Below are 23,847 nucleotides of genomic sequence, written 5' to 3'. Positions count from 1 at the left end.
TAATAGAATGAATTTCTATTCTATAACATAGCTGTAATTTGCTTCTCCAGTGCTTGTTTGATGAAAGCATTGATAGAGATACCTGCACGCTGTGCCAGCATTGCGATATGGCTATGTATCTCAGGAGTCAGACGAACATTTAATGATCCTGAATAGCTTTTGTGCGGTTGTACCCCTTCTTCTTCACAATAAGCCAGATAATCATCGACTGCTCCATGAAATGCTTCTGTCAGTTCTTGAACACTCTGTCCTTCGAAATTAACCATTCCATTTATTCCTTCTATTTTACCGAAAAAAACGCTGTCTTCTTCACTGAAGTTGACAGACCCAATGAAACCTTTGTACCTTAATGTATTCATAATAATACTCCTTTCTTCATTTTATAAAACCTGCATCCATCAAATCATTTAATACTTGTTTCATTGCATACCCTTTGATAAGGTTGCCGGGATGAGGTTTGTGAATCATTATAGGGCGTTTGTCTCCATTCTTAAAGATAACTCTCAAACCGGAAGTTTTACCTTTATTCGATTTTTCATAACCAAATATCGACAACAAGCGTTCCATTTCTTCAAATGTAAAATTTGCTGGTAACGACTTGAAACGTTCGATAAGTTTTTCTTTTGTTCCCATTCATTTATAAGTTTAGCAAATGTAACTACAAAATAGTTACAATCCAATAATAGGGGGTATAAAGTATGTCAAAAGGAGATACATCCGTAATATTGGTTATATATTCCGTAATTTATATACCTGCATACTGGATAATACTCCGTAATTTTGTATCATTGCAATATGCTTCCCGAATCGAAGCGTTTGCTACGGAAAAGTAATCTATGTTTGAACTAAATAATATATCATATGAAAAGACTTACATTCTTTATGGTAGCGATTATGGCGTTATGTTTGACCGCAATCGCACAGAAACAAAGTTCTAAGACATTGGTTGCCTATTTCTCGGCAACGGGAACAACAGAAAAAGCAGCCAAGGTCGTTGCTGAAGTCACAAGTGGTACTCTCTACGAAATACAGCCTGCGAAGAAGTACACCTCTGCTGATCTGGATTGGCACGACAAGTCCTCACGCAGCAGTGTGGAGATGGCGGATGCTAAATCACGTCCTGCCTTAAGCTCCAAAGCGGAAAACCTGGCGGACTATGATACTATTTATATTGGTTTTCCCATCTGGTGGAATTTAGCTCCGAGAATCATTAATACTTTTATAGAAAGTGGTGATTTTTCAGGTAAGACAGTGATTCTGTTTGCCACGTCGGGCGGAAGCAGTATCTCCAATTCCGAAAAGGAATTGCAGAAAACTTATTCCAATTTGAAGTGGCAGAAAGGCAAACTGCTGAACGGTGCAACCAAAGAAGACATTAAACAATGGACTCAAAAATAAATTAGTATGAGAAAGAATTACGGAGCAAAACCCTTTTCCTATCCGCAGCCGGTGTTTATCATCGCTGCTTATGATGAAAATGGACTCCCCAACGCTATGAATGCGGCTTGGGGTGGTATCAGTGAAATGAAAGAGATCAGTATTTGCATCAGCGAAGGACACAAGACCACTGCGAATATCCTGAAGCGCAAAGCATTTACAGTAAGTATGGCGGAAGTGGGGCAGGTTGTTGCATGCGATTATGTAGGTATCGTTTCCGGCAATAAGGTAACGGATAAATTCGCCCGTGCAGGCTTCCATGCCACCCGTTCGGAGTTCGTGGACGCTCCGTTGATTGACGAACTGTCCGTAGCGATGGAGTGCAAACTGAAAGATTATAATCCCGAAACCTGCATCTTGCGTGGAGAGATCGTAAATGTGAGTGTAGACGAGCGTGTACTTGATGAAAACGGGAAAGTAGATGCTTCCAAAGTAGCTCCTATCATCTTCGATCCGTTCAACAATGATTATCTGAAGGTGGGCGAAAAGGTGGGTAAGGCTTTTTCGGATGGTAAGGCATTGAAATGATTCTAAAATCAGGTCTTCACAAAAAAATATTCCTCAAAGTATAGCTTAAATACTTTGAGGAATACAGATCAATGATACATTGTGATAGTTCTGTTAAACTACTTCATTATCAATTTGTTTAATCACCCTGCAAGGATTTCCTACGGCTACACAGTTGTCAGGAATAGAGCGAGTTACTATACTGCCGGCACCTATGACACTGTTTTTTCCAATTGTCACTCCTGGTAGGATTATCGCACCACCACCAATCCACGCTCCATCATTTATTCTTACGGGGAGTGCATAGGTTTTGCAAATACCTTCTCCTGCTTCCCAATCCGCTACGACTCTTTCTTGCAATTTGGTAGAGTGGGTGGCGGTGTATATCTGTACATTGGACGCTATCAACACATTGTCGCCTATCTCAATGATGTTATTGTCTACAAACGTACAGTTCATATTGATGATAACCTGATCACCGATGAAAATATGCTTCCCGTATTCACAATGGAAATCAATATCAATATGGACATGTTCTCCCATTTTGCCAAACAAATCATGAAAGATTCGCTTTCTCTGTTCCGTGTCGGCATAATCCGTTTCATTTAGCTGTTTCAATAATCTTTTAGCATTCAGCGTCATATCTGCCAATACTTTGTCACCACCGTTAAACAGCTCTCCGGCTAAGCACTTTTCCAATTCTGTTTTCATATATTGCAATCTACTAATTTTTAGAGCATTCCAATTACTATGGAGGTGAATTACTCGTCACATTATGTGACAAAGATAGGAAAAAGATGTTTCCCTCCATAGCTTTATCTTTTTTATTGAAATCCATAACTCTATATATGAATAGGGAAATCCTCCTAAATAATAGGGAAAAAGATAATATTATATGTTTTTCTCCACTTATATTTGTAGCAACATAAAAAGTAAAAAACAATATATGCAATGAAAACAATAAAACTGACATTAGCACTACTGGCATTTATGATTGGCATAAATAGCTGCGCCAGCATTATCGGATCGAGTAAAGACATCATGATGAGTGTCCAAAAAGGGATGACCCAAAAAGAAGTTTCTTCCATACTTGGAAAACCACAATATCGCCGTTTTGACCAAGAAACAGAGCAGTGGGAGTATGTGAAACTTGTTGCCGGTGGCAATTTATCTACTGTGACTACATCGATTGTCATAGATTTCGTAAACGGGCGTGTTGTAGGGATGAATTCTTTTAACACAGCTCCTCATCCGCCTGTTGCTGTATATCCTGCTATTGAAGTAGGTGATGGAACTGCTTCCTCCCGTCCGCACGTTAGTGGTGGAAGAGGGATGAATGAGAGGGATTTCCAGTCGCTTTACAACAAAGTGAAGAGCAAACCTTTCAAGGACGACCAACTGGAATTATTGGAAGCCGGAATCGGTAACAGAGGATTGAGTTGCAAACAGTGTGTGCGGATGATGTCGATATATCGGTTTGATGACGACAAACTGGAAGTTCTGAAAATTATAGCTCCGAATATCTCCGACCGGGAGAATTATGACGAGATAATCAATGCACTCGATTTTATCTCCAGTGAAGAGAAAGCAAGAAGTATTTTGGGAATAAAGAAGTAAAATGATACTTGGTTCTATAAGCGAACTCAAAAACTAAACTTCATATATTTCAACGGAAAGGCGGTAAATCCATGCGAGGAAATACCGCCTTTTACTTTGTATGAAGTTATACTGTCATTTATCCTTTTCGACAGATACAGTCCGCCAGATGATCGTTGACGAATCCCGCAGCCTGCAAATGGGCGTAGCAGATCGTAGATCCGAAGAACTTGAATCCTCGTTTTTTCATATCCTTGCTCATGGCATCAGATTCGGGAGATGATACCGGAATCTCACTCAAGGATTGAAAGGTATTGATAATCGGTTTTCTATCAGGAAAGAACGACAGTGTATATTCATAGAAACTGCCGAACTCCTTTTGTATGGCGAGGAATAGCCTTGCATTTGTGATGGTAGATTTGATTTTCAGACGATTCTTCACGATACCATCAAAATGCATCAGCCGCTCGACATCTTCATCGGTCATTTGTGCTACTTGTTCGGCATCGAAATCACAAAAGGCTTTGCGATATCCCTCACGTTTTTTGAGGATGGTTATCCAACTTAATCCGGCCTGGGCGCTCTCCAGCACAAGAAACTCAAACAGTGTCTTGTCGTCGGTCACTAAATTTCCCCACTCTTGATCATGGTATTTCACATACAGTTCGTCAGTTCCGCACCAACCACAGCGTCCGTTTACAAAATCTTGCATAATTATAGTACTTATAATGAATGTACAAATATAGTTTATTCACAATGGCGTGCCAAATTTTAATAAGTTATTCTATTTCAGCTTCTTCCTTTTCTTGGATAAACTGCTATTCATCAGCCTTATTACTGAGTTCTGCGCTCAGTCTCAATTTAATTCCTATCTTTACAGCAGAAAGCAGGCTTGAACTATTTCTTATTTATCAATTCAATAACGGATTATACTATTATGGATACTCAAAAAATGAAAGTACAAAAATTAGTGCCAACGGAATACAATGGTAGATGGGGCTTTTTAGATACTGCAACAGGCGAAGAAGTCGTGCCGTTTATCTATGACTATGCCCATGCTTTTTCTGTAGGATTGGCATTAGTTCGGCAGAATGGTTGGTGGGGATATGTAGATAAAACGGGAAAGAAGTTATTTCTTTTATATATGATGACGCCCGCTATTTTAATAAAGATGGCAAAGCAAAGGTGAAGCTGAACGGTGAAACGTTCTTTATTGATGTGAAAGGAAATTGGGTTGAATAAACATGAAATGACATACATGAATTTATGATTGATACAGACGAAATAGTATTAAAGCCTCTGCTTGGCGAAGATATATTGTGGTTTGATAGATGGTTGAGAAAAGATTATATTTACAAATGGCTATGTCCGGATGGGGAAGAACAGAAGGAGGCTTGGTTGGACGAAGTCAATAATAGAGATGGTAAATATGACTTTATGAAACATTTTATTGTTTACTATAAGGATAAGAAGATCGGATATTGTCTTTATGCTGATTGCTTTTTCTTGAAAGACTTGGAGGAAGAAGGGCACGACTTTGAGAGTTTGTATGGAGACATATCTGAAAAGAATCATACGTACGAGATCGGATATTTGATTGGCGAAGAAGAGTATCTGAATAGAGGTATTGGTAAAATGATTATCAGGAAGTTGGAAGAAAAGATCATTGAATTGGGAGGACGTGAAATAGCGGCGGACCCTTCCGAAGAAAATGTGGCTTCAATAAAGGTGCTGCTAAGCAATGGGTTTAAGAAGAAAAGTGATGGGGATTACAGAAAAATAATTTAGGGTACACTACCTGTAAATTTGGAGTGGAAAACAGTACTTACGAAACTTAACTTCTTAACTTTTGCTGAAGTGATAAATTATCCGCGAACGCATGTTGCGCTTTTTCTTTTGACAATCAGAAAGACGGTTCTTACTTTCTTCTAAAACAGCGTGTATGAAGTGAACTCATGGACAAAATGATTCTCTGACGATTAATGATTGTATATCAATCTTTTATGCCTCAAAAAAAAAACAAAAAGTGTACTGTTTAGGGGTCAAAATAGGTTCAGGGTCACTTATACCCCCAATTCCTGCTTAAATGAATAAGATATTTAAAATGGATGTAAATAAAACATACTATAATAGTGCTAAACTACTAAGGAATAAAGATTTTATTATTCACTCTTTATCACTTCCGCTTTATTGTTTTACTTTTTGTATTAAATATTTATCTATTTAAGGTTTGTTCAGATTGCAATATTCCAAATCTACTGAAATACGTTTTTTGCAAAAGTCTAAAAAAGTCAACTGTCTGTATATTAGCATTATATTGGCTGATATAAATAAAAATGGCCTATAAATGGGGTTATAAGTGACCCTGAACCTATTTTGACCCCTAATAAGGCTTTTATTGGTCTTAATATTGTTATACTTTTTCAAGAATAGTCTGCGAAAAATAATACGGTAACCCACCCAGAAGCCTTAAACGGAACATAACAAGCAATGTCATGATGCAAAACTAAGCAATATTCCGCATTACAAGATTGCTAGTTTTGCATCATGACATTGCTTGTTATAGTTATTGGATTTAATTTGTTTTATAGCTGATTTTAACTCCTAAATATCATAACTTGCGAAACCTCAATTATTTATTTATCTTTTTCAGGATATTCCGTATGGTAGTCTTAACGCCTGTGGAGTAATATTCGGTATCTGCATTCTCTAATATGAGTTGCAGTTCTTTCAAAAGTTCCGGCTCAGACTTGCAAAGCTGGTAAGCCATTCTGATAGATAATGCCTGCACACCGATACTTTCTTGTGGAGCCAACATGTGATCCAGACAATAATTTAGCAAATCGACAGAGACAGGATCAGATGCAGGTACATTATATAATATAGACAGCAACAACCGTTTGGAACCATCATGTTGGCAGACCAATAATCGCTGAATAATATCATCCAGCAATGGAACAAACCAGCCGGGATGCTTCTCACTTACTTTCTCACATGCCCATATAGCCCGCCATGAAACGACGATTTTATCATCGGAAATCAATTGGTATATATCTTTAAGGTATTCCGGATGCAGGCATATTTCCTGCACCAACTTATCTATTGATAGTTTGCAAAGAGGCATTGCAAGGGTGTTTTTGTATTCGTCGATTTTCTCCATATCATGCATGTTTTTGCAAAGATAATGCAAAGCGAACGCAGAACTTTCATGCTTGCATGAAAAAGTTTTGTTGAGATGCTGTTTATCTTCCTATTCTGAATGCGGATAGTATGATTACAAAATAGAGGGCTGTCTTTAGTTAAAAAGACAGCCCTTACAAATATGTTGTATTTAAGGATTATGCAATACCGTGAGCAGATACCTCCGGTGCAATCTTCTTGATCAGACCTTGCAGTACAGCACCCGGGCCACATTCTGTGAAGTCGGTAGCACCATCAGTAACCATATTCTTAACAGTCTGCGTCCAGCGTACAGAAGCTGTCAGCTGAGCAACGAGATTCTTCTTGATTTCTTCCGGATCAGTATGAGGCAATGCATCTACATTCTGATAAACCGGACATTTGGGAGCGTGGATTTCAGTAGCGTTGATGGCTGCTTCCAATTCAACTTTTGCAGGATTCATCAGCGGAGAGTGGAAAGCGCCGCCTACCTTCAAAGGCAAAGCACGTTTTGCTCCGGCAGCTTTCATCAGTTCGCATGCCTTGTTGATGCCTTCGATAGAACCGGAAATTACGATCTGTCCCGGACAGTTATAGTTGGCTGCAACGCAAACTTCACCTTCAGCGGTTACTTGCTCGCAGATTTCTTCTACTTTTTCATCGGAGAGGGCAATGATAGCCGCCATTGTAGAGGGCTGTATCTCGCAAGCTTTCTGCATAGCCATAGCACGGGCATAAACCAGCTTCAATCCATCTTCGAAACTCAATGCACTGGCAGCAACCAGAGCAGAGAATTCACCCAATGAGTGACCGGCAGTCATCTCAGGTTTAAAATCATCACCCATACAAAGTGCGGAGATAACGGAGTGAAGGAATACGGCAGGCTGAGTAACCTTCGTCTGACGCAGGTCTTCGTCCGTACCGTTGAACATAATATCCGTAATGCGATATCCTAGGATATCATTGGCTTTTTCAAACAATTCTTTTGCTAAAGCGGAGTTTTCATACAAGTCTTTTCCCATTCCTACGAATTGGGCACCTTGACCCGGAAATACAAATGCTTTCATACTGTTCTTGTTTTAGTAGTTAATTAAAAAAGTGGTGCAAAGGTATAGCTTTTTCTGATATTGACCGCACAAACGAAGGTTTTTTGTGCAATAAGCTATTTTAACTTCCTCCGTTCGGAGAAGGGGGTTTTGGGGGAAGTAGAGGGATAGATGAGAAAAAAATCTTTTTATGGCACTTCAACTAAAATACAATAAGAGGTACTTGTCTTTTTAATCTTCCGATATACTAAAATCCTTAAAAATAAAGCACTTCACTCTTATTGTACTTCCTACAATTACCTGATTCTTCCGTTTATCAATAATACATATTGTACTTTCAACGATAAGGATGTGTTCTGATATTGTAAAATATAAGATATGTATTCTATTGAAAAATAGTGCTTTATAACATGATAAAAATTAAGTTTTTCACGCTTGTGTATTCAAAAAACCTGTTTATATTTGCAGCGCTTAAACATGGATATTATGCAAAACATGGAACATAAAACCCCATTAGCGAACAATCATATATCAGTAGACTGTGTAGTGATTGGCTTTGACGGAGAACAATTAAAAGTTCTGTTGATAAAACGTGTAGGTGAGGAGCAAGGTGAAATTTTCCACGATATGAAGCTTCCCGGAAGTCTGATCTATATGGATGAAGATTTGGACGAAGCTGCCCAGCGTGTGTTGAACGAACTGACAGGTTTGAAGAACGTCAATCTGATGCAATTCAAGGCATTCGGTTCTAAGAATAGGACAAAAGACCCGAAAGACATTCATTGGCTGGAACGCGCCATGCAATCAAGAGTGGAACGTATCGTTACGATTGCTTACCTGTCACTGGTGAAGATAGATCGGGCACTGAGTCGAAATCTGGCTGATTTCGAAGCATATTGGGTGGCATTGCAAGATATTAAGGCATTGGCTTTCGACCATAATCTGATTATTAAAGAAGCACTGGTGTATATCCGCCAGTATGTGGAAATTAATCCGTCAGCCTTGTTTGATCTGCTTCCCCGTAAGTTTACAGCATCACAACTGCGTACTTTATATGAATTGATATATGGCAAACCTATTGATGTACGGAACTTCCACAAGAAAATAGCGATGATGGAATACGTTGTTCCATTGGAGGAAAAACAACAGGGAGTTGCCCACCGTGCCGCACGCTATTATCGATTCGATAAGAAGATATATAATAAGGTAAGAAGATAAGTATTAATAAAATAATTCATAAATCAAAACTCATAATTAATACCATGTATTTATTAGGCTATGACATTGGAAGCTCGTCCGTAAAAGCGAGCCTGGTAAACGCCGAAACCGGCAAATGTGTATCTTCTGCTTTCTTCCCGAAGACAGAAGCGGCAATCATTGCAGTTAAACCGGGTTGGGCGGAACAAAATCCCGAAAGTTGGTGGGAAAATCTAAAGCTTGCCACACAGGCTGTCATGAATGAATCGGGTGCAAACGCAGGTGAAATCAAGGCAATCGGTATCTCTTATCAGATGCATGGATTGGTATGTGTGGACAAAGACCAGAATGTGCTGCGTCCTTCCATAATCTGGTGTGACTCGCGTGCTGTGCCTTACGGACAGAAAGCTTTCGAAACGCTGGGAGAAGGGAAATGTCTCTCACATCTGTTGAACTCTCCGGGTAACTTCACTGCCTCTAAACTGGCATGGATAAAGGAAAACGAACCGGCCATCTACGAACGGATTTATAAGATTATGTTGCCGGGTGATTACATCGCCATGAAGTTGAGCGGTGAAATCTGTACCACTGTTTCCGGACTTTCGGAAGGTATGTTCTGGGATTTCAAAAACAATCGTGTAGCCGACTTCCTGATGGATTATTATGGTTTCGATAACTCTCTGATTGCGGACATCAAACCCACATTCTCCGAACAAGGCCGTGTGAATGCTGCCGCAGCAAAAGAATTGGGATTAAAGGAAGGTACACCGATCACATATCGTGCAGGTGACCAACCGAATAACGCTCTTTCACTGAATGTATTCAATCCGGGAGAAATCGCCTCTACGGCAGGCACTTCAGGCGTTGTATATGGTGTGAACGGTGAAGTGAACTATGATCCGAAATCACGCGTAAATACATTCGCTCACGTAAACCATACGGACGAACAAACCCGTCTGGGTGTGTTGCTTTGCATCAATGGTACGGGTATTCTTAATTCTTGGGTGAAACGTACGATTGCTCCCGAAGGCATCTCTTACAATGAAATGAATGTATTGGCATCACAAGCTCCTATCGGCAGTGCAGGTATCAGTATTCTGCCCTTTGGTAACGGTGCGGAACGCATGCTCGAAAATAAAGAGATCAACTGCTCTATCCGTGGCTTGAACTTCAATCTGCATAGCAAACAACACATTGTGCGTGCAGCTCAGGAAGGCATTGTATTCTCATTCAAGTATGGTATAGATATTATGGAAGGTATGGGTATCCCTGTACAGAAAATCCATGCAGGTCATGCAAATATGTTCCTTAGCTCCATCTTCCGCGATACGCTGGCAGGTGTGACGGGAGCTGTAATCGAACTGTACGATACAGATGGTTCGGTAGGTGCAGCCAAGGGAGCGGGTATCGGCGCAGGTATCTATAAAGATAATAACGAGGCATTCGCAACACTGGAAAAACTGGATGTTATCGAGCCTAATCAGGCTAAGCGCCAGGAATATGCAGATGCATATGCACGCTGGAAACATCGTTTGGAAAAATCAATGGCAAAATAATGCTAACTTAACTCTCCTCTGAAAACGAAGGGAATTAGAATAGTACAGTTAATAATTAAAACATAATTAACCCTTTAAAATTCAATTAAAATTATGGCAACAAAAGAGTATTTTCCCGGAATAGGAAAGATTAAATTCGAAGGTAAAGAGAGTATGAACCCGATGGCATATCGTTACTACGATGCTGAGAAGGTAATCATGGGTAAGAAGATGAAAGATTGGTTGAAGTTTGCTATGGCTTGGTGGCACACTCTCTGCGCAGAAGGTGGTGACCAATTCGGTGGCGGAACGAAACAATTCCCTTGGAATGGTGACTCTGACGCTTTGCAAGCAGCTAAAAATAAATTGGATGCAGGTTTCGAATTCATGCAGAAGATGGGTATCGAATACTATTGCTTCCACGATGTAGACCTGATTTCTGAAGGTGCAAGCATCGAAGAATATGAAGCTAATCTGAAAGCTATCGTAGCTTATGCAAAAGAAAAACAAGCTGAAACTGGTATCAAGCTGTTGTGGGGTACTGCTAACGTATTCGGTCATGCACGTTATATGAACGGTGCTGCTACCAATCCTGATTTCGACGTTGTAGCACGCGCTGCTGTTCAGATCAAGAACGCTATTGACGCTACTATCGAATTGGGTGGTTCAAACTATGTGTTCTGGGGCGGTCGCGAAGGTTACATGTCTTTGCTGAACACTGACCAGAAACGTGAAAAAGAACACCTTGCAAAGATGTTGACTATCGCTCGTGACTATGCGCGTGCTCGTGGCTTCAAAGGTACTTTCCTGATTGAGCCGAAACCAATGGAACCGACAAAACATCAGTATGACGTAGATACTGAAACAGTTATCGGCTTCCTAAAAGCTCACGGTTTGGATAAGGATTTCAAAGTAAACATCGAGGTTAATCACGCAACTTTGGCTGGCCATACTTTCGAACACGAACTGGCTGTAGCTGTTGACAACGGTATGTTAGGTTCTATCGACGCTAACCGTGGTGACTACCAGAACGGTTGGGATACTGACCAATTCCCTATCGATAACTACGAACTGACTCAGGCTATGATGCAGATTATCCGTAACGGTGGTTTGGGCAATGGCGGTACTAACTTCGACGCTAAGACCCGTCGTAACTCTACCGACCTGGAAGATATCTTCATCGCTCACATTGCAGGTATGGATGCTATGGCACGTGCTCTGGAAAGTGCAGCTAAATTACTGGAAGAATCTCCTTATAAGAAAATGTTGGCTGACCGTTACGCATCATTCGACGGTGGCAAGGGTAAGGAATTCGAAGAAGGCAAATTGTCTTTGGAAGATGTTGTAGCTTATGCGAAAGCTAACGGCGAACCGAAGCAAACCAGCGGTAAGCAAGAATTGTATGAAGCAATCGTGAATATGTATTGCTAATATAATAAGGTGGTAGGGTGATAGAGTGATAAGTGGTAAAGTAATATCACTCTATCACCTTTATCACCCTACCACTTATTTCTTTATCACTTTTTACTCATTTATCAACCTAATCTTTTTTATCATGAATGATGCTAACAATGGTAGTAAACTCTACCTATATTCTATTACAACCGTTGCCATTTTGGGAGGCCTGCTGTTCGGTTACGATACGGCGGTAATCTCGGGTGCGGAGAAGGGCTTGGAAGCTTTCTTCCTGATGGCTACAGATTTCCAATATGACAAGGTGATGCACGGTATCACTTCTTCCAGCGCACTTATCGGCTGTGTGATCGGTGGTGCTCTTTCCGGTTTCTTCGCTTCCCGCTTGGGACGACGCAATTCGCTGAGACTGGCATCCGTGCTGTTCTTCCTGTCTGCATTGGGGTCTTACTATCCCGAATTTTTATTCTTCAACTACGGTGAGCCAAACATGGAATTGCTCATCGCATTCAATTTGTATCGCGTATTGGGCGGTATCGGTGTAGGTCTTGCCTCTGCCGTATGTCCGATGTACATCGCAGAAATTGCACCCTCTAATATTCGTGGAACGCTGGTATCTTGTAACCAGTTTGCCATTATCTTCGGTATGTTGGTGGTTTACTTCGTCAACTTCCTGATTATGGGCAACCACACAAATCCTATTATCGACAAGAGTGCTGAAGGTATATTGTCAGTGAACGCCGCTTCGGATATGTGGAGTGTACAAACCGGCTGGCGTTATATGTTCGGCTCGGAAGCATTCCCGGCTGCATTATTTGGTTTCCTTCTTTTCTTCGTACCGAAGACCCCGCGTTATCTAGTGCTGGTACATCAGGACGAAAAGGCATACTCTATCTTGGAGAAGGTGAATGGTGCAAACAAAGCAAAAGAAATTCTGGCAGAAATCAAGGCTACTTCCAAGGAAAAGACGGAGAAGTTGTTCTCTTATGGTGTGGCAGTTATTGTTATCGGTATCATGCTTTCCGTATTCCAGCAGGCTATTGGTATTAATGCAGTATTATACTATGCTCCGCGTATTTTCGAAAGTGCAGGTGCTGAAGGCGGTGGCATGATGCAAACTGTTATCATGGGTATTGTAAACATTGTATTTACGCTTGTAGCTATCTTTACTGTAGACCGTTTCGGACGCAAGCCGTTGCTGATTATCGGTTCTATCGGTATGGCGGTAGGTGCATTTGCAGTGGCAATGTGCGACAGCATGGGAGTTAAGGGTATCGTTCCGGTACTTTCCGTAATTGTATACGCAGCATTCTTCATGATGTCATGGGGACCGATTTGCTGGGTATTGATTTCTGAAATCTTCCCGAATACCATTCGTGGTAAAGCTGTGGCCATTGCGGTAGCTTTCCAATGGATATTCAATTATATTGTATCATCTACGTTCCCGGCACTGTACGACTTCAGTCCGATGTTCGCATACAGCTTGTATGGCATCATCTGCGTTGCAGCCGCCTTCTTTGTTTGGCGTTGGGTACCCGAAACGAAGGGCAAGACTCTGGAAGACATGAGTAAAATCTGGAGAAAAAACAAATAAAATTCTCTCTCCTTTAATATCTTATAAATCTAAAAGAGGTTGTGTCAAAATGCTGGCACAACCTTTTTTTTATGCGCAAAGCCCGGACTTTCCCAAGCCCAGGCTTTGTTATTACCCAAAGTTTATGTAACTTTAGGCATCATTTTTTTCGTTATGGCAAAGTTACATTTTCGTCCTTACATTCCCAACCAAACCGTTCTTTTTCCACAAAGAATTGATGAAAACATAGCTGCGGACGACCCTGTCCGCATAGTCAATGCAGTTGTTGATAATCTCAATCTTGATAATTTCAAGAAGCTTTATAAAGAAACGGGGCGCTCAGCTTATCATCCTAAAATGATGCTCAAGGTAATTATCTACGCTTACATGAATAATATCTATTCCTGTCGTAAAATAGAGAAGCTTCTTTTGCGTGACATTCATTATATCTGGCTTGCCGGTCATGAGCATCCGGATTTCATAACCATCAACCGTTTCCGTAACCGTGTAAAGGAGGAGATAAACAACGTTTTCACGCAGTTGGTTCTTGTCCTTGCCGATAAGGGTTTCATCAGTCTTGACGTGGAGTATATCGACGGTACCAAGATTGAGTCCAAGGCCAACAAATATACTTTTGTCTGGCGCAAGAGTGTTGAAAAGCACCGCACGAAGTTGCTGGACAAGATTCGTATCCTTCTGGAACAGGTGGACGAAGCCATTGCACAAGAGAACTCCGTAAAAGACACACCCGCCCAATTCACTCCCGCCATGCTCTCTGACATAGTGGATGAACTTAAAGAAGTCCTAGAACACCAGCCTGCGACAAAGGATAAGGAACAAAAGAAAGCCCTGCGCGAAAAGAAGAAACAGGTCAGGGAACTTGAAGGGTATCGTGACAAGCTGATGGAATACGACAATCACCTTGAAGTCCTTGGAGAACGTAATTCCTATTCCAAGACCGATCCTGATGCTACATTCATGCGTATGAAAGAAGACGCCATGAAGAACGGGCAGACCAAGCCCGGGTATAATTTACAAACAGGTACTGAAAACCAATTCATCATAGACTTCCGGCTGTTTCCCAACCCCACCGATACGCTGACCCTGATCCCTTTCTTCCACTCCTTCCAGCACCGCTATAACCGCTTACCGGGTATCGGTGTGGCAGACTCCGGTTACGGCTCGGAAGAAAATTACCGGTTCATGCAGGAAAACGGGATAGAGGCCTTTGTCAAGTACAACTACTTCCATAAAGAGCAGCGTCCCCGTTATACTCCCAACCCGTTCCATGCGGAAAGTCTCCATTACAATGCGGGGGAGGATTATTACGTTTGTCCGATGGGGCAACACATGAACCGCATAGGAACCAGACATGACAAAACAGCGAGCGGATACATCACCGAAAGTGCCCGGTACAAAGCACAAAGATGCGAAGGTTGTCCTTTGCATGGAAGTTGTTTTAAAGCACGGGGGAACCGTATTATAGAAGTCAACCACCGGTTAAACCAATACAAACGGCAGGCACGGGAAAGGTTAGTCTCAGAAGAAGGAGTCAGGCATAGGGGCAGGCGGTGTATAGAACCGGAAGCTGTGTTCGGACAAATGAAATACAACATGGCATACAGGAGGTTCCGGCATGTGGGAGAAGACAAGGTGACAATGGACTTTGCCTTCTTTGCCATAGCTTTTAATATCAAAAAGATGTGTGCAAAACTGAGAAAAACAGGAAAGGAGCTCATTACACTTACTAAATCTATATTTATTGGACTATTTATAACCCGATACAACGGGAATATAGCAACTTGTTACCAAATGAATGAGAAAAAAGCGGCGTAGACAAAAGAAAAGATAACAGGACGATAAATTATAGAAAAAGGTTGTGCCAACGTTTTGACACAACCTCTTTCTTTTTTGATAAATATAAGTTCGGAATCTTTAATTGAATACGTATCGCAGACCGATCTGAAGCTTCCAGCATTCGCTGTAATTTAGGTTTCGGGTGAAGCTTTCAGTAGGATAATTACCGTCACTGTCTTTGTACATAGAGAAAATAGGAGTGTTGCTCTCATCCTTACCCTTATAGGTCAGAATTCGTCCACCATTAGCACCGGACATGTTTTTCGTTACACCCCATTTGCTGTTCAGCAAGTTACCTATGTTCAGGATATCTAGGCTGAGTTGCAGCGTATTCTTAGTTTTGCCAATCTTCACGAAGAAGTCACGACTCCAACGGAAATCAAAGCGATGTACCCAGGGAGCACGTGCAGAATAAGCTTCGGCATATTCGCCTTTATGCTTCTTCAGATAAGGATCTTGATTCACAAACTTCCAGAAAGCATCTGCATCTTCGGTACTCGTGAACTTGATTTCATCTTTAGTCTTCGGAATGTAAATAAGGTCATTGGTTACGCCATTGCCATTCATATCATTAGAGTACATAAAGCTATAGCCACTGGATGAATATCCGCTATAAAAGAGGCTGAAATTCGAAGATGTTTTCTTATTCAAATGTACGCGCCAGTTAATGGAAGCAACTACACGGTTGGGAGTGACATATTGCGAGCGCATGAGTCCCGAGCTGTTCGGTCCGTTGATGGATGGAACGTTTGTCCAGGCGGAATTAGCATCCGAACCGGGCATACCACTGATTTCCTTTGATTCGGTATGAGTATAGGCTGCCATAATATTTACATTCTTGGCGGGTTCTGCCATTACGGTAATGTTACCTGTCCATCCCCAACCTTTAGAAGTGTTTGTTAATACATTCGCGCTACTAATATTCGTGTGTTGCAGGAAGTTTTCGGGATAGATGTAACGATCATCCGGTCCGTTAAAACGTGACCATGTATCTTTATCCGGAGCCTGCACATTGTAGTTGTATTGGCGTACCGCATTGATATCCTTAGAGAACATTCCTTCCAGTGTAACCGTCAGCGGGAAAGATACAGGCAGCTGGTAATCCAAAGCTAATGAGGTTTTCCAGACTTGCGGCATCTTGAAGTCCGGATCTATACCCACTACGGAGCTTGGTAACACACCTTCTTCCGGACTGATAGAGGTAGGAAGCCCCAATGTGGAAATCATCTGGTTTACGTCCGTTATCATATTACCTTTCAGCAATTCCAGGCGGGGATCACGACTGGTTACAACACCATCCTTATATCTGGTTGTAATACTTACTAGGTTTTGAATCATACCCGAGTTGGTAGGCATATTTGTAAAGAACACCAGAGGAATACGTCCGGTGAAGAATCCTGATCCACCACGCACTTTTAAAGTCTTATCATTGAACACATCCCAGGTGAAACCCACACGCGGTGAGAATTGCAGTTTGCTATCAGGCCATGCCCCCGTATCAATATGCATACCGTTGAAGTCCAGATCGTAGATAGCCTGATTGCGCATAATATCATTCAGGAAGCTGAGATTATCCATACGTATACCGGCGGTCAATTTAAAGTTATCGCGTATGTTCCATTCATCTTGCAGATAAACACCCAACTGACCGAATTTCACGTCCGCAGAAGGTTTTGTATTACCATTGTACCCATAAGCCAAGGCAAACGATTCAGGTGCAGCTCCATTCTTGAAATCCTCGAAGCTGGAATAGCGATAATATCCGGTTCCGTTACGCATATACGAGTTCCCCGCTTTCTGACGTTCGTAGCTGATACCTGCCGTCAGTTTATGAGCTCCCAGGTAATAGGTGAAGTTATCCACAATAGTCATAACCGTATTTTTCACCAGGTTGTTATAGGTAAACAACTCGTAACCGGCAGTCATGTAAGGCTCTAATATCTGATTACCGTTTTCGTAGTATCCGGCCATAATATCAATGAAAGGGAAAGGGCTGGAGTTCGTACCGCGTTCATCTTTCATGTCACTATATGTAAACAATAGTTGATTGGAAACGTTGGAAGAGAAACGGCTGTTCAATTCGGCAGTAGCCGAGTTTACAATGTTCTGCAAAGAATAGCAAGAGTTTGCATAGGACATGGAATATGCCGAAACACGGTTGTATGCCAGCCGATACCCGGTATTTCCCGAACTTCCATTGGGTGCTTCCCAGGTTTTGTTATTGGTAAAGTTATAGCGTACACTCAACTTATTTCCCTGATTGATATTCCAGTCAATACGTCCCAGCAATTTCAGGTTGGTGACATCGGCAGGGAAATCTGTAAACGAACCAGTATTGTATCTGTATTTGTCTTTCAGAATCTGGGAGAATTCCGCCAGATCAGCTTCCGTAGTTCGTGAAATCGTAGAGTTATTCGGAGTTTCTCCTTCTTTTGCCGCACGCCATGTAATTACTTGCTGCGGACTCTTTTCATACTCTACATTTGCAAAGAAGAACAGCTTGTCTTTAATGATAGGACCGCCAAATGTAGCACCGTAAACAGTCTTGGACTCTTCGGCACGCACACCGAAATCAGTATCTCCAATTTTGTTACCGCGCATCACTTCATTGTTGAAGTACATATAAGCGCTACCTCTATAAGCGTTTGTACCCGATTTCGTAATAGCATTGATACCTGCACCGATAAAGTTTGCCTGACGCACGTCGTATGGGGCAATCACAACCTGTACTTCATCAATGGCATCCAATGAAATCGGATTTCCACCGCCTGGCAAACCAGACGACAGACCGAAGTTGTTATTCAGGTTCGCACCGTCTACCGTGAACGTATTGGAACGTCCGTCGCGGCCTCCAAAACTGTTTCCTGACGCATATGGAGAGATGCGGGTAAAATCGCTGATACTGCGGTTAATGCTGGGCAATGTGGTGAGTTGTTCAGAAGAAATATTAGTAGTAGCTCCCGTCTTTTCAGCACTGAACTTTGACTTACTGGCCGTAATAGTGATTTCTCCCAATAATTCCGAAGCTTCGTGCAGAGTTACATTCAATGAATAAGTTTCACCCAGTTGCAGCTGGATACCTGTATAGATTGCCGTCTGATAACCGATGTAAGATACCGTCACCTTGTAAGGACCACCGGAGCGCATACCTTGCAGACTGAAACGTCCGTCTACATTGGTAACAGTACCGTAACTGGTTCCGGAAGGTTCGTGTACGGCTACAACCGTAGCGCCGATGACAGATTCTTCGTCAGCCATCACTTTACCACTCATTCCGGCAGTAGTTACCTGTGCCTTGAGCATTCCTGTAAGGGAAAGCAAAAGCACAAACAGGAATAACATCTTTTTAGCCATGATTTTTAAAATTTAAATAAGAAATAAACTGAAAGTTGTAGAAAACGATGCAAAAGTATAAAAAAAGCAAAATACTCTTATCCCTAAAGTGTTAAATCCTCATTTCTTTTTATTGCAAAATCAGTCTCTCACAAAAATATGCATTCCGGGAGACAATGTATAAGTTTAAACCGTACCTTTGCAGCGGATTTAACTTTTGGTATAAAAAAGAGACATTATGGACTCATTGAAAATCAACAAAGTACAGTTGCGTAATTTACAGATAGAAGACTACGAGCAACTGGCGCAATCATTTACCCGTGTATATACGGATGGCAGCGATGTGTTTTGGACACACAAACAAATTGAAAAACTCATCCGAATTTTCCCCGAAGGACAGATTGTAACCGTGGTAGACGAAAAGATTGTCGGCTGCGCACTTTCCATCATTGTGAATTACGATGATGTGAAGAACGATCATACTTATGCACAGGTGACGGGTAAAGAAACCTTTAATACCCATAATCCTAAAGGCAATATATTATATGGCATTGAAGTCTTTATTCATCCCCAATACCGTGGGCTTCGCCTGGCACGCCGTATGTACGAATACCGCAAGGAGCTTTGCGAAACTCTGAATCTGAAAGCTATTATGTTCGGTGGGCGTATTCCCAACTATTATAAATACTCGGATCAACTCCGCCCGAAAGAGTATATAGATAAGGTAAAGCAGAAAGAAATTTTCGACCCCGTATTGACCTTTCAGCTTTCCAATGATTTCCACGTACGCAAGGTGATGCGCAATTACCTGCCTAATGATGAAGAGTCCAAGCATTATGCTTGTCTGTTGCAATGGGATAACATTTACTATCAGGAACCTACGGAAGAATATATTGCACCGAAAACCACCGTGCGCGTAGGATTGGTGCAGTGGCAGATGCGTAGTTATCAAACACTGGATGACCTGTTTGAACAGGTAGAATTCTTTGTGGATGCTGTATCCGATTATAAGAGTGACTTCATTCTTTTCCCCGAATACTTCAATGCTCCGCTGATGGCAAAATTCAATAATGAAGGGGAGTCACAGGCCATTCGCGGACTGGCGGCTTATACTGAGGAGATTAGAGAACGATTTGTAAAGTTGGCTATCAGTTACAATATCAATATCATTACGGGTAGCATGCCGCTTATTAAAGAAGATGGACTTTTGTATAATGTCGGTTTCCTTTGTCGTCGTGATGGTAGTTTTGAGATGTATGAGAAGTTGCACGTCACCCCCGATGAAATAAAAAGCTGGGGATTAAGTGGCGGAAAGGCTTTGCAGACATTCGATACGGACTGTGCTAAGATCGGCGTACTGATTTGCTACGATGTGGAATTTCCGGAATTATCCCGTATTATGGCAGACCAGGGTATGCAGATTTTATTCGTTCCTTTCCTGACAGATACGCAAAATGCTTACTCACGTGTAAAGGTATGCGCTCATGCCCGTGCTATCGAAAATGAATGTTTCGTAGTCATTGCTGGTAGTGTAGGTAATCTTCCGCGCGTGCACAATATGGATATTCAGTATGCACAGTCAGGTGTATTTACTCCCTGCGACTTTGCATTTCCGACGGATGGGAAGCGTGCAGAAGCCACACCGAATACAGAAATGATACTGGTATCCGATGTGGATCTGGATTTATTGAATGAATTGCATACTTACGGCAGTGTACGCAATCTGAAAGACAGAAGAAGCGACTTGTATGAGGTAAGGATGAAGAAATAAAACAATCGGATTATTTATTCATTTTATTGAAACGTAGCCAGACAATATGTATTTCCGTATTATTGTACCAATAATAAATTCTACATAGAGGATGAGATAGAATAGACCTATATTTCTTGTCTTTTCCACGTTTTTCGAGCTGGCCAACAGTGGGCATTAATAAAATCTTGCACATCGCTTCATCTACATTCTTTGCAAAGGTGACAGCGAATTGTATTCCCAGATTTGCAGCATACCAATATACAGTCTTTTGAAATACGGCAAGTGCCCGATTTGTCCAGATTACTTTAAGTTCAGCCATAAATTGAAAGCGACTTTTACTTCTTCATCAGTAGCAATACCGCTGGCTTCTGACTGTTTTGATTCTTTTTCAAATTCCTCATCAGTATATTGGCAGGGTATAGGTTTGCCTATCAGAAAATTCTCTTTTTCAAGTTCTTCTGCAAATTCCCTGTCAAGATGTGTATATGCAAATTCTTTGGCACGTTGATAACGCTCCTCAAAGCTTTCCTCATCTTTATCGAGCATGCTGCTGATTTTAGACAATAGCACGGCATCGTCCATTTGTTCTATTCTGTCTTTTATGTGATTGCGCAAGGCATTCAGCATCGGACGGCTATAGTAAGTTGCAGCTGGCTCTTTTACTTTTCCCATAACATTACGTTTTGTACAAACGTTACACTTTAATGCCACAGTAACAAAAGAAATAAATCTTTTTATTTCTACTTTATCTCGAATCTCACCAGCATCGAATAATTCAGTTTTATCGTACGGAAAGCATCGTAAGCTTCTGACTGTGATGAACTCACATTGCTCTGAGCTGCAAAATACCGGGGATAACCTGCACTTTCCTGCGGTTCGACAATGCGGATGACATCTCCCAGGCGTTTGCCTAATGCTTCCACCAAATATCCTGCTTTCTTTTGTGCAGCTTTCAGTGCCTCTATCTTACCTTGTTGCCGATAAACCTGCATATCTTTATTCTTCAGTTCTCCGATGCGCATGTAGCTGATGCCTTTCATATCGATAACCTTTAGAATCTCATCAATCTGACTAAAATCGGTCAACGTAATATCAAACCGTTTAGATACCAGGAATTCAAATCCGCGTTCACGCCAATAATCACCTACCTCTTGTGTACGGATGGCGTCTTCCGGAATCCCAATCTTTCGCAAGGCAGCTCTCAAATTTCTCTCTATTCCGATCAATGGCACTTTAGTCCGATAATTCTCCGGTTTGGACTTTCCGTCAAATTCCTCTTCCCAATATTCTTTAATCTCGATAAGATAATGAATCTCGTCGGGCACAAGAGTTATTTCCGAAGTTCCGGTAACTTCGATATACTTCGCATTATCAGCCTCCTGACTGAATGCAGTGCTACAAACCAATAGAAATACGGCAAATAATAAAAATCTAGTTTTCATAATAGTATGTTCTTTTGAGAATTATACTTGCAATGATACAAAAAAAGAGGATATTGTGATAATCATCTACTCTCATTTCAAGAATTCATACAAGAAATGTGATATCCTGAGATAACGGCAGAGTATTTTTAGTTCTTATTTTTAATTGCCCATTCTTTTTCGATAGCTTGGCGAATCATTTCCAGATTATCCCAATTCCTGCCACCGGAAGCGTGCCAACGATTATTAGTAGGATTACAACGGCTATTATAAGCCATGTGCGGATTTCCGAAAATGACGACAACACGTACATGCCAACGCATACACATATCATCCGCTACAAATTGTCGCTTATTGCACAGAATTATTTTCCAGCGATTTTCCTTTGCCAGTCGCATCAATACATTTTGCTGTTCTTGCGGAGTAAGAGCTGTGTTGATGTAATGCAGTTTGAGTGTATTCTTCTTATTCCAATAAGTGATGTAAATGACCGCAACAGAGACGGCAGGAAACAATACGGAAAACCATAAAAACTCCGTTTCTATAATCTCCCCCTTGAGCCTTGCCATCAATGGCATTAGCAGTACGATAGCAGAAGCAAACAAGAGAATAAAAAGATTCTCTTTAGGATAATAATCCTTTTTCTCCTGATTCGTCAGTTCTATCCGGCGGTTCTTTAGTGTTCGTTCTAGTAATTCCTGATTCATATCGGGTTCTTTGATTTACAAAGTTACGGATATGACAGGGAAAGGACAAATTTCAATCAGAAAAAGATTATAACTGGAACTTGTTTTTACCATGAACGAGGTAAACTGACGTTAATAAATAAACTACCAATGTTCTCTTGAAAAAACTTTTTCTTTTTTTCTACGCATTTCTTAATTAAATGATTTCTTTTAGAGGAATGAATTAAGTCCATAAAAAGATCTGAAATCTTAACATCTAAATTAACTCATTAATAACCGCAAACAACGTTTTTAAAGAATAATCAGAACGTTTTTTAAGAACGTATCCAATGTTTATTAACAGCACAGAAATATACTTTCAATCCCAATTTAAATATATATCAACAAAAGAAGGTGGCAAATCCTTGTGAGGAAATACCACCTTATCTTCTTTTTTGCCTATTATTATTCCAAAAACGAAACGTCTGAAATAACTATAATCGATTTAATTTGTTACCGAGTAAATCACCCATAGGTATCCGGCAGACAGCCTGCTTTAGATGAAACATTTGTCAAATTAATGCACCATCCAGAAGTGCTCCAAAAAGAAAGAATAACTTTTGCCATTTCACCAAGGGTTTAGGTTTATAATAAAACTTAGCTTAAAACGTCTACAAATATACGACATTGTAAAGGCAAAATCAAGTGTTTCAACCGATACTTTACACTTTACCAGCTATCTTCCGATTTGTTTTTCCCGATAAGTACCATCACCCGTTTTTTATAAAGGTCCGCTGCCAAGGCAATATTCTTTTCCGCATCGGGTGTTCCCATACCATACACCACAAAAGGAGTCTGCCATATCATTCCTGCATGTACAGCACCACACTGATAAGGACGCAAAAGTTCATCCACCGTGAAGCGGTTTCTTCCTCCGCTTCGGTACGCATCAAATTCGGAACCGGTAGTGGTGGCTACCAGTAAAGGCTTACCAGCTACTGCCGGAGTTTTTGCCAAATAGGTAAATATCCCGTCCTGCCATTTCTTTAATAAAGACGGTGCCGACATCCAATAAAATGGGAATTGATATATCACTGCATTGGCATGAGATATAATCCGGCTCCATGCATCCATATTAAGGATATTCTCATCCGGCATCTCATATAAATTGAAAATAGCCACATCATCCATTTCCTTTATGGCATCAAACAGGGCTTTATTGGCTTGTGAGTTTTCCATGTTGGGGTGTGCCAGAAGCACCACAACCTTTTTTAGATCTTTGTCCATACTATTATTTTTGATGTTTTGGTGAATAATCAATTACGACAGGCAAAAATAGTTTTTTTCTATTCAAT

At 41.0% G+C, this 23,847-nt stretch carries 23 protein-coding genes and 1 pseudogene; 12 read left to right on the top strand and 12 right to left on the bottom strand.

Translation table 11 applies throughout. The annotated features are described in order from the left end of the window. Positions 1–20: 20 nt before the first annotated feature. Together BACINT_RS10180 and BACINT_RS10175 are read right to left on the bottom strand one after the other, a co-directional pair. Positions 21–359 (bottom strand): type II toxin-antitoxin system HicB family antitoxin, encoded by a 339-nt coding sequence (locus BACINT_RS10180; protein ID WP_007662757.1) that lies wholly within the window; start codon positions 357–359, stop codon positions 21–23. Between the two features lie 16 nt (positions 360–375). Continuing rightward, positions 376–633 (bottom strand): type II toxin-antitoxin system HicA family toxin, encoded by a 258-nt coding sequence (locus tag BACINT_RS10175; protein WP_007662748.1) that lies wholly within the window; start codon positions 631–633, stop codon positions 376–378. A 228-nt stretch (positions 634–861) separates the two neighbouring features. On the opposite strand from BACINT_RS10175, the gene BACINT_RS10170 reads away from it, so the two are divergent. Continuing rightward, on the top strand, positions 862–1,398 hold the full coding sequence (locus BACINT_RS10170; protein ID WP_007662747.1) for a flavodoxin: 537 nt from the start codon (positions 862–864) through the stop codon (positions 1,396–1,398). A 6-nt stretch (positions 1,399–1,404) separates the two neighbouring features. Continuing rightward, positions 1,405–1,965: a flavin reductase family protein gene (locus BACINT_RS10165; RefSeq protein WP_007662745.1), complete on the top strand. Its 561-nt coding sequence runs from the start codon at positions 1,405–1,407 to the stop codon at positions 1,963–1,965. A 93-nt stretch (positions 1,966–2,058) separates the two neighbouring features. Here the strand turns inward: BACINT_RS10165 and BACINT_RS10160 are convergent, their stop codons facing one another. Next, positions 2,059–2,655: a sugar O-acetyltransferase gene (locus BACINT_RS10160; RefSeq protein ID WP_007662744.1), complete on the bottom strand. Its 597-nt coding sequence runs from the start codon at positions 2,653–2,655 to the stop codon at positions 2,059–2,061. A gap of 240 nt (positions 2,656–2,895) precedes the next feature. Here BACINT_RS10160 and BACINT_RS10155 point away from each other — a divergent pair, with 240 nt between their 5' ends. Beyond that, positions 2,896–3,561: a DUF4476 domain-containing protein gene (locus tag BACINT_RS10155; protein ID WP_007662743.1), complete on the top strand. Its 666-nt coding sequence runs from the start codon at positions 2,896–2,898 to the stop codon at positions 3,559–3,561. Positions 3,562–3,679: 118 nt separating this feature from the next. Here the strand turns inward: BACINT_RS10155 and BACINT_RS10150 are convergent, their stop codons facing one another. Beyond that, a complete protein-coding gene (locus tag BACINT_RS10150; RefSeq protein WP_007662741.1) occupies positions 3,680–4,252 on the bottom strand; it encodes a DNA-3-methyladenine glycosylase I in 573 nt (190 codons plus the stop codon). Positions 4,253–4,477: 225 nt separating this feature from the next. On the opposite strand from BACINT_RS10150, the pseudogene BACINT_RS24550 reads away from it, so the two are divergent. The 3 genes and pseudogenes from BACINT_RS24550 to BACINT_RS10140 all read left to right on the top strand — a co-directional run. After that, positions 4,478–4,591: pseudogene (locus BACINT_RS24550) on the top strand (WG repeat-containing protein); the annotation flags it as partial. Between the two features lie 80 nt (positions 4,592–4,671). Beyond that, complete coding sequence (locus tag BACINT_RS24545; RefSeq protein ID WP_316929394.1) at positions 4,672–4,782, top strand: WG repeat-containing protein; 111 nt, start codon at positions 4,672–4,674, stop codon at positions 4,780–4,782. 24 nt (positions 4,783–4,806) lie between these two features. After that, positions 4,807–5,328: a GNAT family N-acetyltransferase gene (locus BACINT_RS10140; protein WP_007662737.1), complete on the top strand. Its 522-nt coding sequence runs from the start codon at positions 4,807–4,809 to the stop codon at positions 5,326–5,328. 844 nt (positions 5,329–6,172) lie between these two features. Here the strand turns inward: BACINT_RS10140 and BACINT_RS10135 are convergent. Together BACINT_RS10135 and fabD are read right to left on the bottom strand one after the other, a co-directional pair. Beyond that, a complete protein-coding gene (locus tag BACINT_RS10135) occupies positions 6,173–6,700 on the bottom strand; it encodes a hypothetical protein (RefSeq protein ID WP_044155190.1) in 528 nt (175 codons plus the stop codon). A gap of 178 nt (positions 6,701–6,878) precedes the next feature. Then, complete coding sequence (gene fabD / locus BACINT_RS10130; protein ID WP_007662734.1) at positions 6,879–7,766, bottom strand: ACP S-malonyltransferase; 888 nt, start codon at positions 7,764–7,766, stop codon at positions 6,879–6,881. Positions 7,767–8,231: 465 nt separating this feature from the next. On the opposite strand from fabD, the gene BACINT_RS10125 reads away from it, so the two are divergent. The 5 genes from BACINT_RS10125 (at position 8,232) to BACINT_RS10105 (ending at position 15,299) form a co-directional block, all read left to right on the top strand. Next, the gene (locus BACINT_RS10125) at positions 8,232–8,963 is read left to right on the top strand and encodes an NUDIX hydrolase (RefSeq protein ID WP_044155189.1); all 732 of its coding nucleotides are present in this window, start codon (positions 8,232–8,234) and stop codon (positions 8,961–8,963) included. A 44-nt stretch (positions 8,964–9,007) separates the two neighbouring features. Next, entirely contained in the window at positions 9,008–10,498 is a 1,491-nt protein-coding gene (locus tag BACINT_RS10120; protein WP_007662731.1) for a xylulokinase, read from the top strand. A gap of 93 nt (positions 10,499–10,591) precedes the next feature. Continuing rightward, entirely contained in the window at positions 10,592–11,908 is a 1,317-nt protein-coding gene (gene xylA, locus BACINT_RS10115; RefSeq protein ID WP_007214097.1) for a xylose isomerase, read from the top strand. A 124-nt stretch (positions 11,909–12,032) separates the two neighbouring features. Next, positions 12,033–13,484 carry a D-xylose transporter XylE gene (gene xylE / locus BACINT_RS10110; RefSeq protein ID WP_007662728.1) on the top strand — a complete coding sequence of 484 codons (1,452 nt, stop codon included), beginning with the start codon at positions 12,033–12,035 and terminating at the stop codon, positions 13,482–13,484. A 153-nt stretch (positions 13,485–13,637) separates the two neighbouring features. Next, on the top strand, positions 13,638–15,299 hold the full coding sequence (locus BACINT_RS10105; protein WP_007662726.1) for an IS1182 family transposase: 1,662 nt from the start codon (positions 13,638–13,640) through the stop codon (positions 15,297–15,299). 99 nt (positions 15,300–15,398) lie between these two features. Here the strand turns inward: BACINT_RS10105 and BACINT_RS10100 are convergent, their stop codons facing one another. Further along, positions 15,399–18,674 (bottom strand): TonB-dependent receptor, encoded by a 3,276-nt coding sequence (locus BACINT_RS10100; RefSeq protein WP_007662725.1) that lies wholly within the window; start codon positions 18,672–18,674, stop codon positions 15,399–15,401. Between the two features lie 217 nt (positions 18,675–18,891). Between BACINT_RS10100 and BACINT_RS10095 the strand changes: the two genes are divergently transcribed. Next, entirely contained in the window at positions 18,892–20,424 is a 1,533-nt protein-coding gene (locus BACINT_RS10095) for a carbon-nitrogen hydrolase family protein (RefSeq protein ID WP_007662724.1), read from the top strand. A 10-nt stretch (positions 20,425–20,434) separates the two neighbouring features. Here BACINT_RS10095 and BACINT_RS10090 read toward each other — a convergent pair whose 3' ends face one another. The 5 genes from BACINT_RS10090 to BACINT_RS10070 form a co-directional block, all read right to left on the bottom strand. Then, positions 20,435–20,725, bottom strand: coding sequence for a type II toxin-antitoxin system RelE/ParE family toxin (locus BACINT_RS10090; protein ID WP_007662723.1), 291 nt, complete (start codon positions 20,723–20,725; stop codon positions 20,435–20,437). After that, on the bottom strand, positions 20,707–21,078 hold the full coding sequence (locus BACINT_RS10085) for a hypothetical protein (protein WP_007662722.1): 372 nt from the start codon (positions 21,076–21,078) through the stop codon (positions 20,707–20,709). The genes BACINT_RS10090 and BACINT_RS10085 overlap by 19 nt, the downstream gene beginning before the upstream one ends. Before the next feature lie 68 nt (positions 21,079–21,146). Further along, entirely contained in the window at positions 21,147–21,848 is a 702-nt protein-coding gene (locus BACINT_RS10080; protein WP_007662721.1) for an SIMPL domain-containing protein, read from the bottom strand. Positions 21,849–21,976: 128 nt separating this feature from the next. Further along, the gene (locus tag BACINT_RS10075) at positions 21,977–22,534 is read right to left on the bottom strand and encodes a hypothetical protein (RefSeq protein WP_007662720.1); all 558 of its coding nucleotides are present in this window, start codon (positions 22,532–22,534) and stop codon (positions 21,977–21,979) included. A gap of 687 nt (positions 22,535–23,221) precedes the next feature. Then, positions 23,222–23,779 (bottom strand): NAD(P)H-dependent oxidoreductase, encoded by a 558-nt coding sequence (locus BACINT_RS10070; RefSeq protein WP_007662718.1) that lies wholly within the window; start codon positions 23,777–23,779, stop codon positions 23,222–23,224. Between the last annotated feature and the right edge of the window lie 68 nt (positions 23,780–23,847).

The sequence above is a fragment of the Bacteroides intestinalis DSM 17393 genome (assembly GCF_000172175.1).
Taxonomy (GTDB): Bacteria; Bacteroidota; Bacteroidia; order Bacteroidales; family Bacteroidaceae; genus Bacteroides; species Bacteroides intestinalis.
This window is presented reverse-complemented; position numbering and strand designations above follow the sequence as displayed.

Coding starts and splice junctions, on each gene's coding strand:
- BACINT_RS10105 (WP_007662726.1), top strand. CDS start 13,638: ATGGCAAAGTTACATTTTCGTCCTTACATTCCCAACCAAACCGTTCTT.
- BACINT_RS10140 (WP_007662737.1), top strand. CDS start 4,807: ATGATTGATACAGACGAAATAGTATTAAAGCCTCTGCTTGGCGAAGAT.
- BACINT_RS10080 (WP_007662721.1), bottom strand. CDS start 21,848: ATGAAAACTAGATTTTTATTATTTGCCGTATTTCTATTGGTTTGTAGC.
- BACINT_RS10180 (WP_007662757.1), bottom strand. CDS start 359: ATGAATACATTAAGGTACAAAGGTTTCATTGGGTCTGTCAACTTCAGT.
- BACINT_RS10125 (WP_044155189.1), top strand. CDS start 8,232: ATGCAAAACATGGAACATAAAACCCCATTAGCGAACAATCATATATCA.
- BACINT_RS10085 (WP_007662722.1), bottom strand. CDS start 21,078: ATGGGAAAAGTAAAAGAGCCAGCTGCAACTTACTATAGCCGTCCGATG.
- xylA (WP_007214097.1), top strand. CDS start 10,592: ATGGCAACAAAAGAGTATTTTCCCGGAATAGGAAAGATTAAATTCGAA.
- BACINT_RS10175 (WP_007662748.1), bottom strand. CDS start 633: ATGGGAACAAAAGAAAAACTTATCGAACGTTTCAAGTCGTTACCAGCA.
- BACINT_RS10090 (WP_007662723.1), bottom strand. CDS start 20,725: ATGGCTGAACTTAAAGTAATCTGGACAAATCGGGCACTTGCCGTATTT.
- BACINT_RS10165 (WP_007662745.1), top strand. CDS start 1,405: ATGAGAAAGAATTACGGAGCAAAACCCTTTTCCTATCCGCAGCCGGTG.
- xylE (WP_007662728.1), top strand. CDS start 12,033: ATGAATGATGCTAACAATGGTAGTAAACTCTACCTATATTCTATTACA.
- BACINT_RS10120 (WP_007662731.1), top strand. CDS start 9,008: ATGTATTTATTAGGCTATGACATTGGAAGCTCGTCCGTAAAAGCGAGC.
- BACINT_RS10070 (WP_007662718.1), bottom strand. CDS start 23,779: ATGGACAAAGATCTAAAAAAGGTTGTGGTGCTTCTGGCACACCCCAAC.
- BACINT_RS10160 (WP_007662744.1), bottom strand. CDS start 2,655: ATGAAAACAGAATTGGAAAAGTGCTTAGCCGGAGAGCTGTTTAACGGT.
- BACINT_RS10155 (WP_007662743.1), top strand. CDS start 2,896: ATGAAAACAATAAAACTGACATTAGCACTACTGGCATTTATGATTGGC.
- BACINT_RS10135 (WP_044155190.1), bottom strand. CDS start 6,700: ATGGAGAAAATCGACGAATACAAAAACACCCTTGCAATGCCTCTTTGC.
- fabD (WP_007662734.1), bottom strand. CDS start 7,766: ATGAAAGCATTTGTATTTCCGGGTCAAGGTGCCCAATTCGTAGGAATG.
- BACINT_RS10075 (WP_007662720.1), bottom strand. CDS start 22,534: ATGAATCAGGAATTACTAGAACGAACACTAAAGAACCGCCGGATAGAA.
- BACINT_RS10150 (WP_007662741.1), bottom strand. CDS start 4,252: ATGCAAGATTTTGTAAACGGACGCTGTGGTTGGTGCGGAACTGACGAA.
- BACINT_RS10095 (WP_007662724.1), top strand. CDS start 18,892: ATGGACTCATTGAAAATCAACAAAGTACAGTTGCGTAATTTACAGATA.
- BACINT_RS10170 (WP_007662747.1), top strand. CDS start 862: ATGAAAAGACTTACATTCTTTATGGTAGCGATTATGGCGTTATGTTTG.
- BACINT_RS10100 (WP_007662725.1), bottom strand. CDS start 18,674: ATGGCTAAAAAGATGTTATTCCTGTTTGTGCTTTTGCTTTCCCTTACA.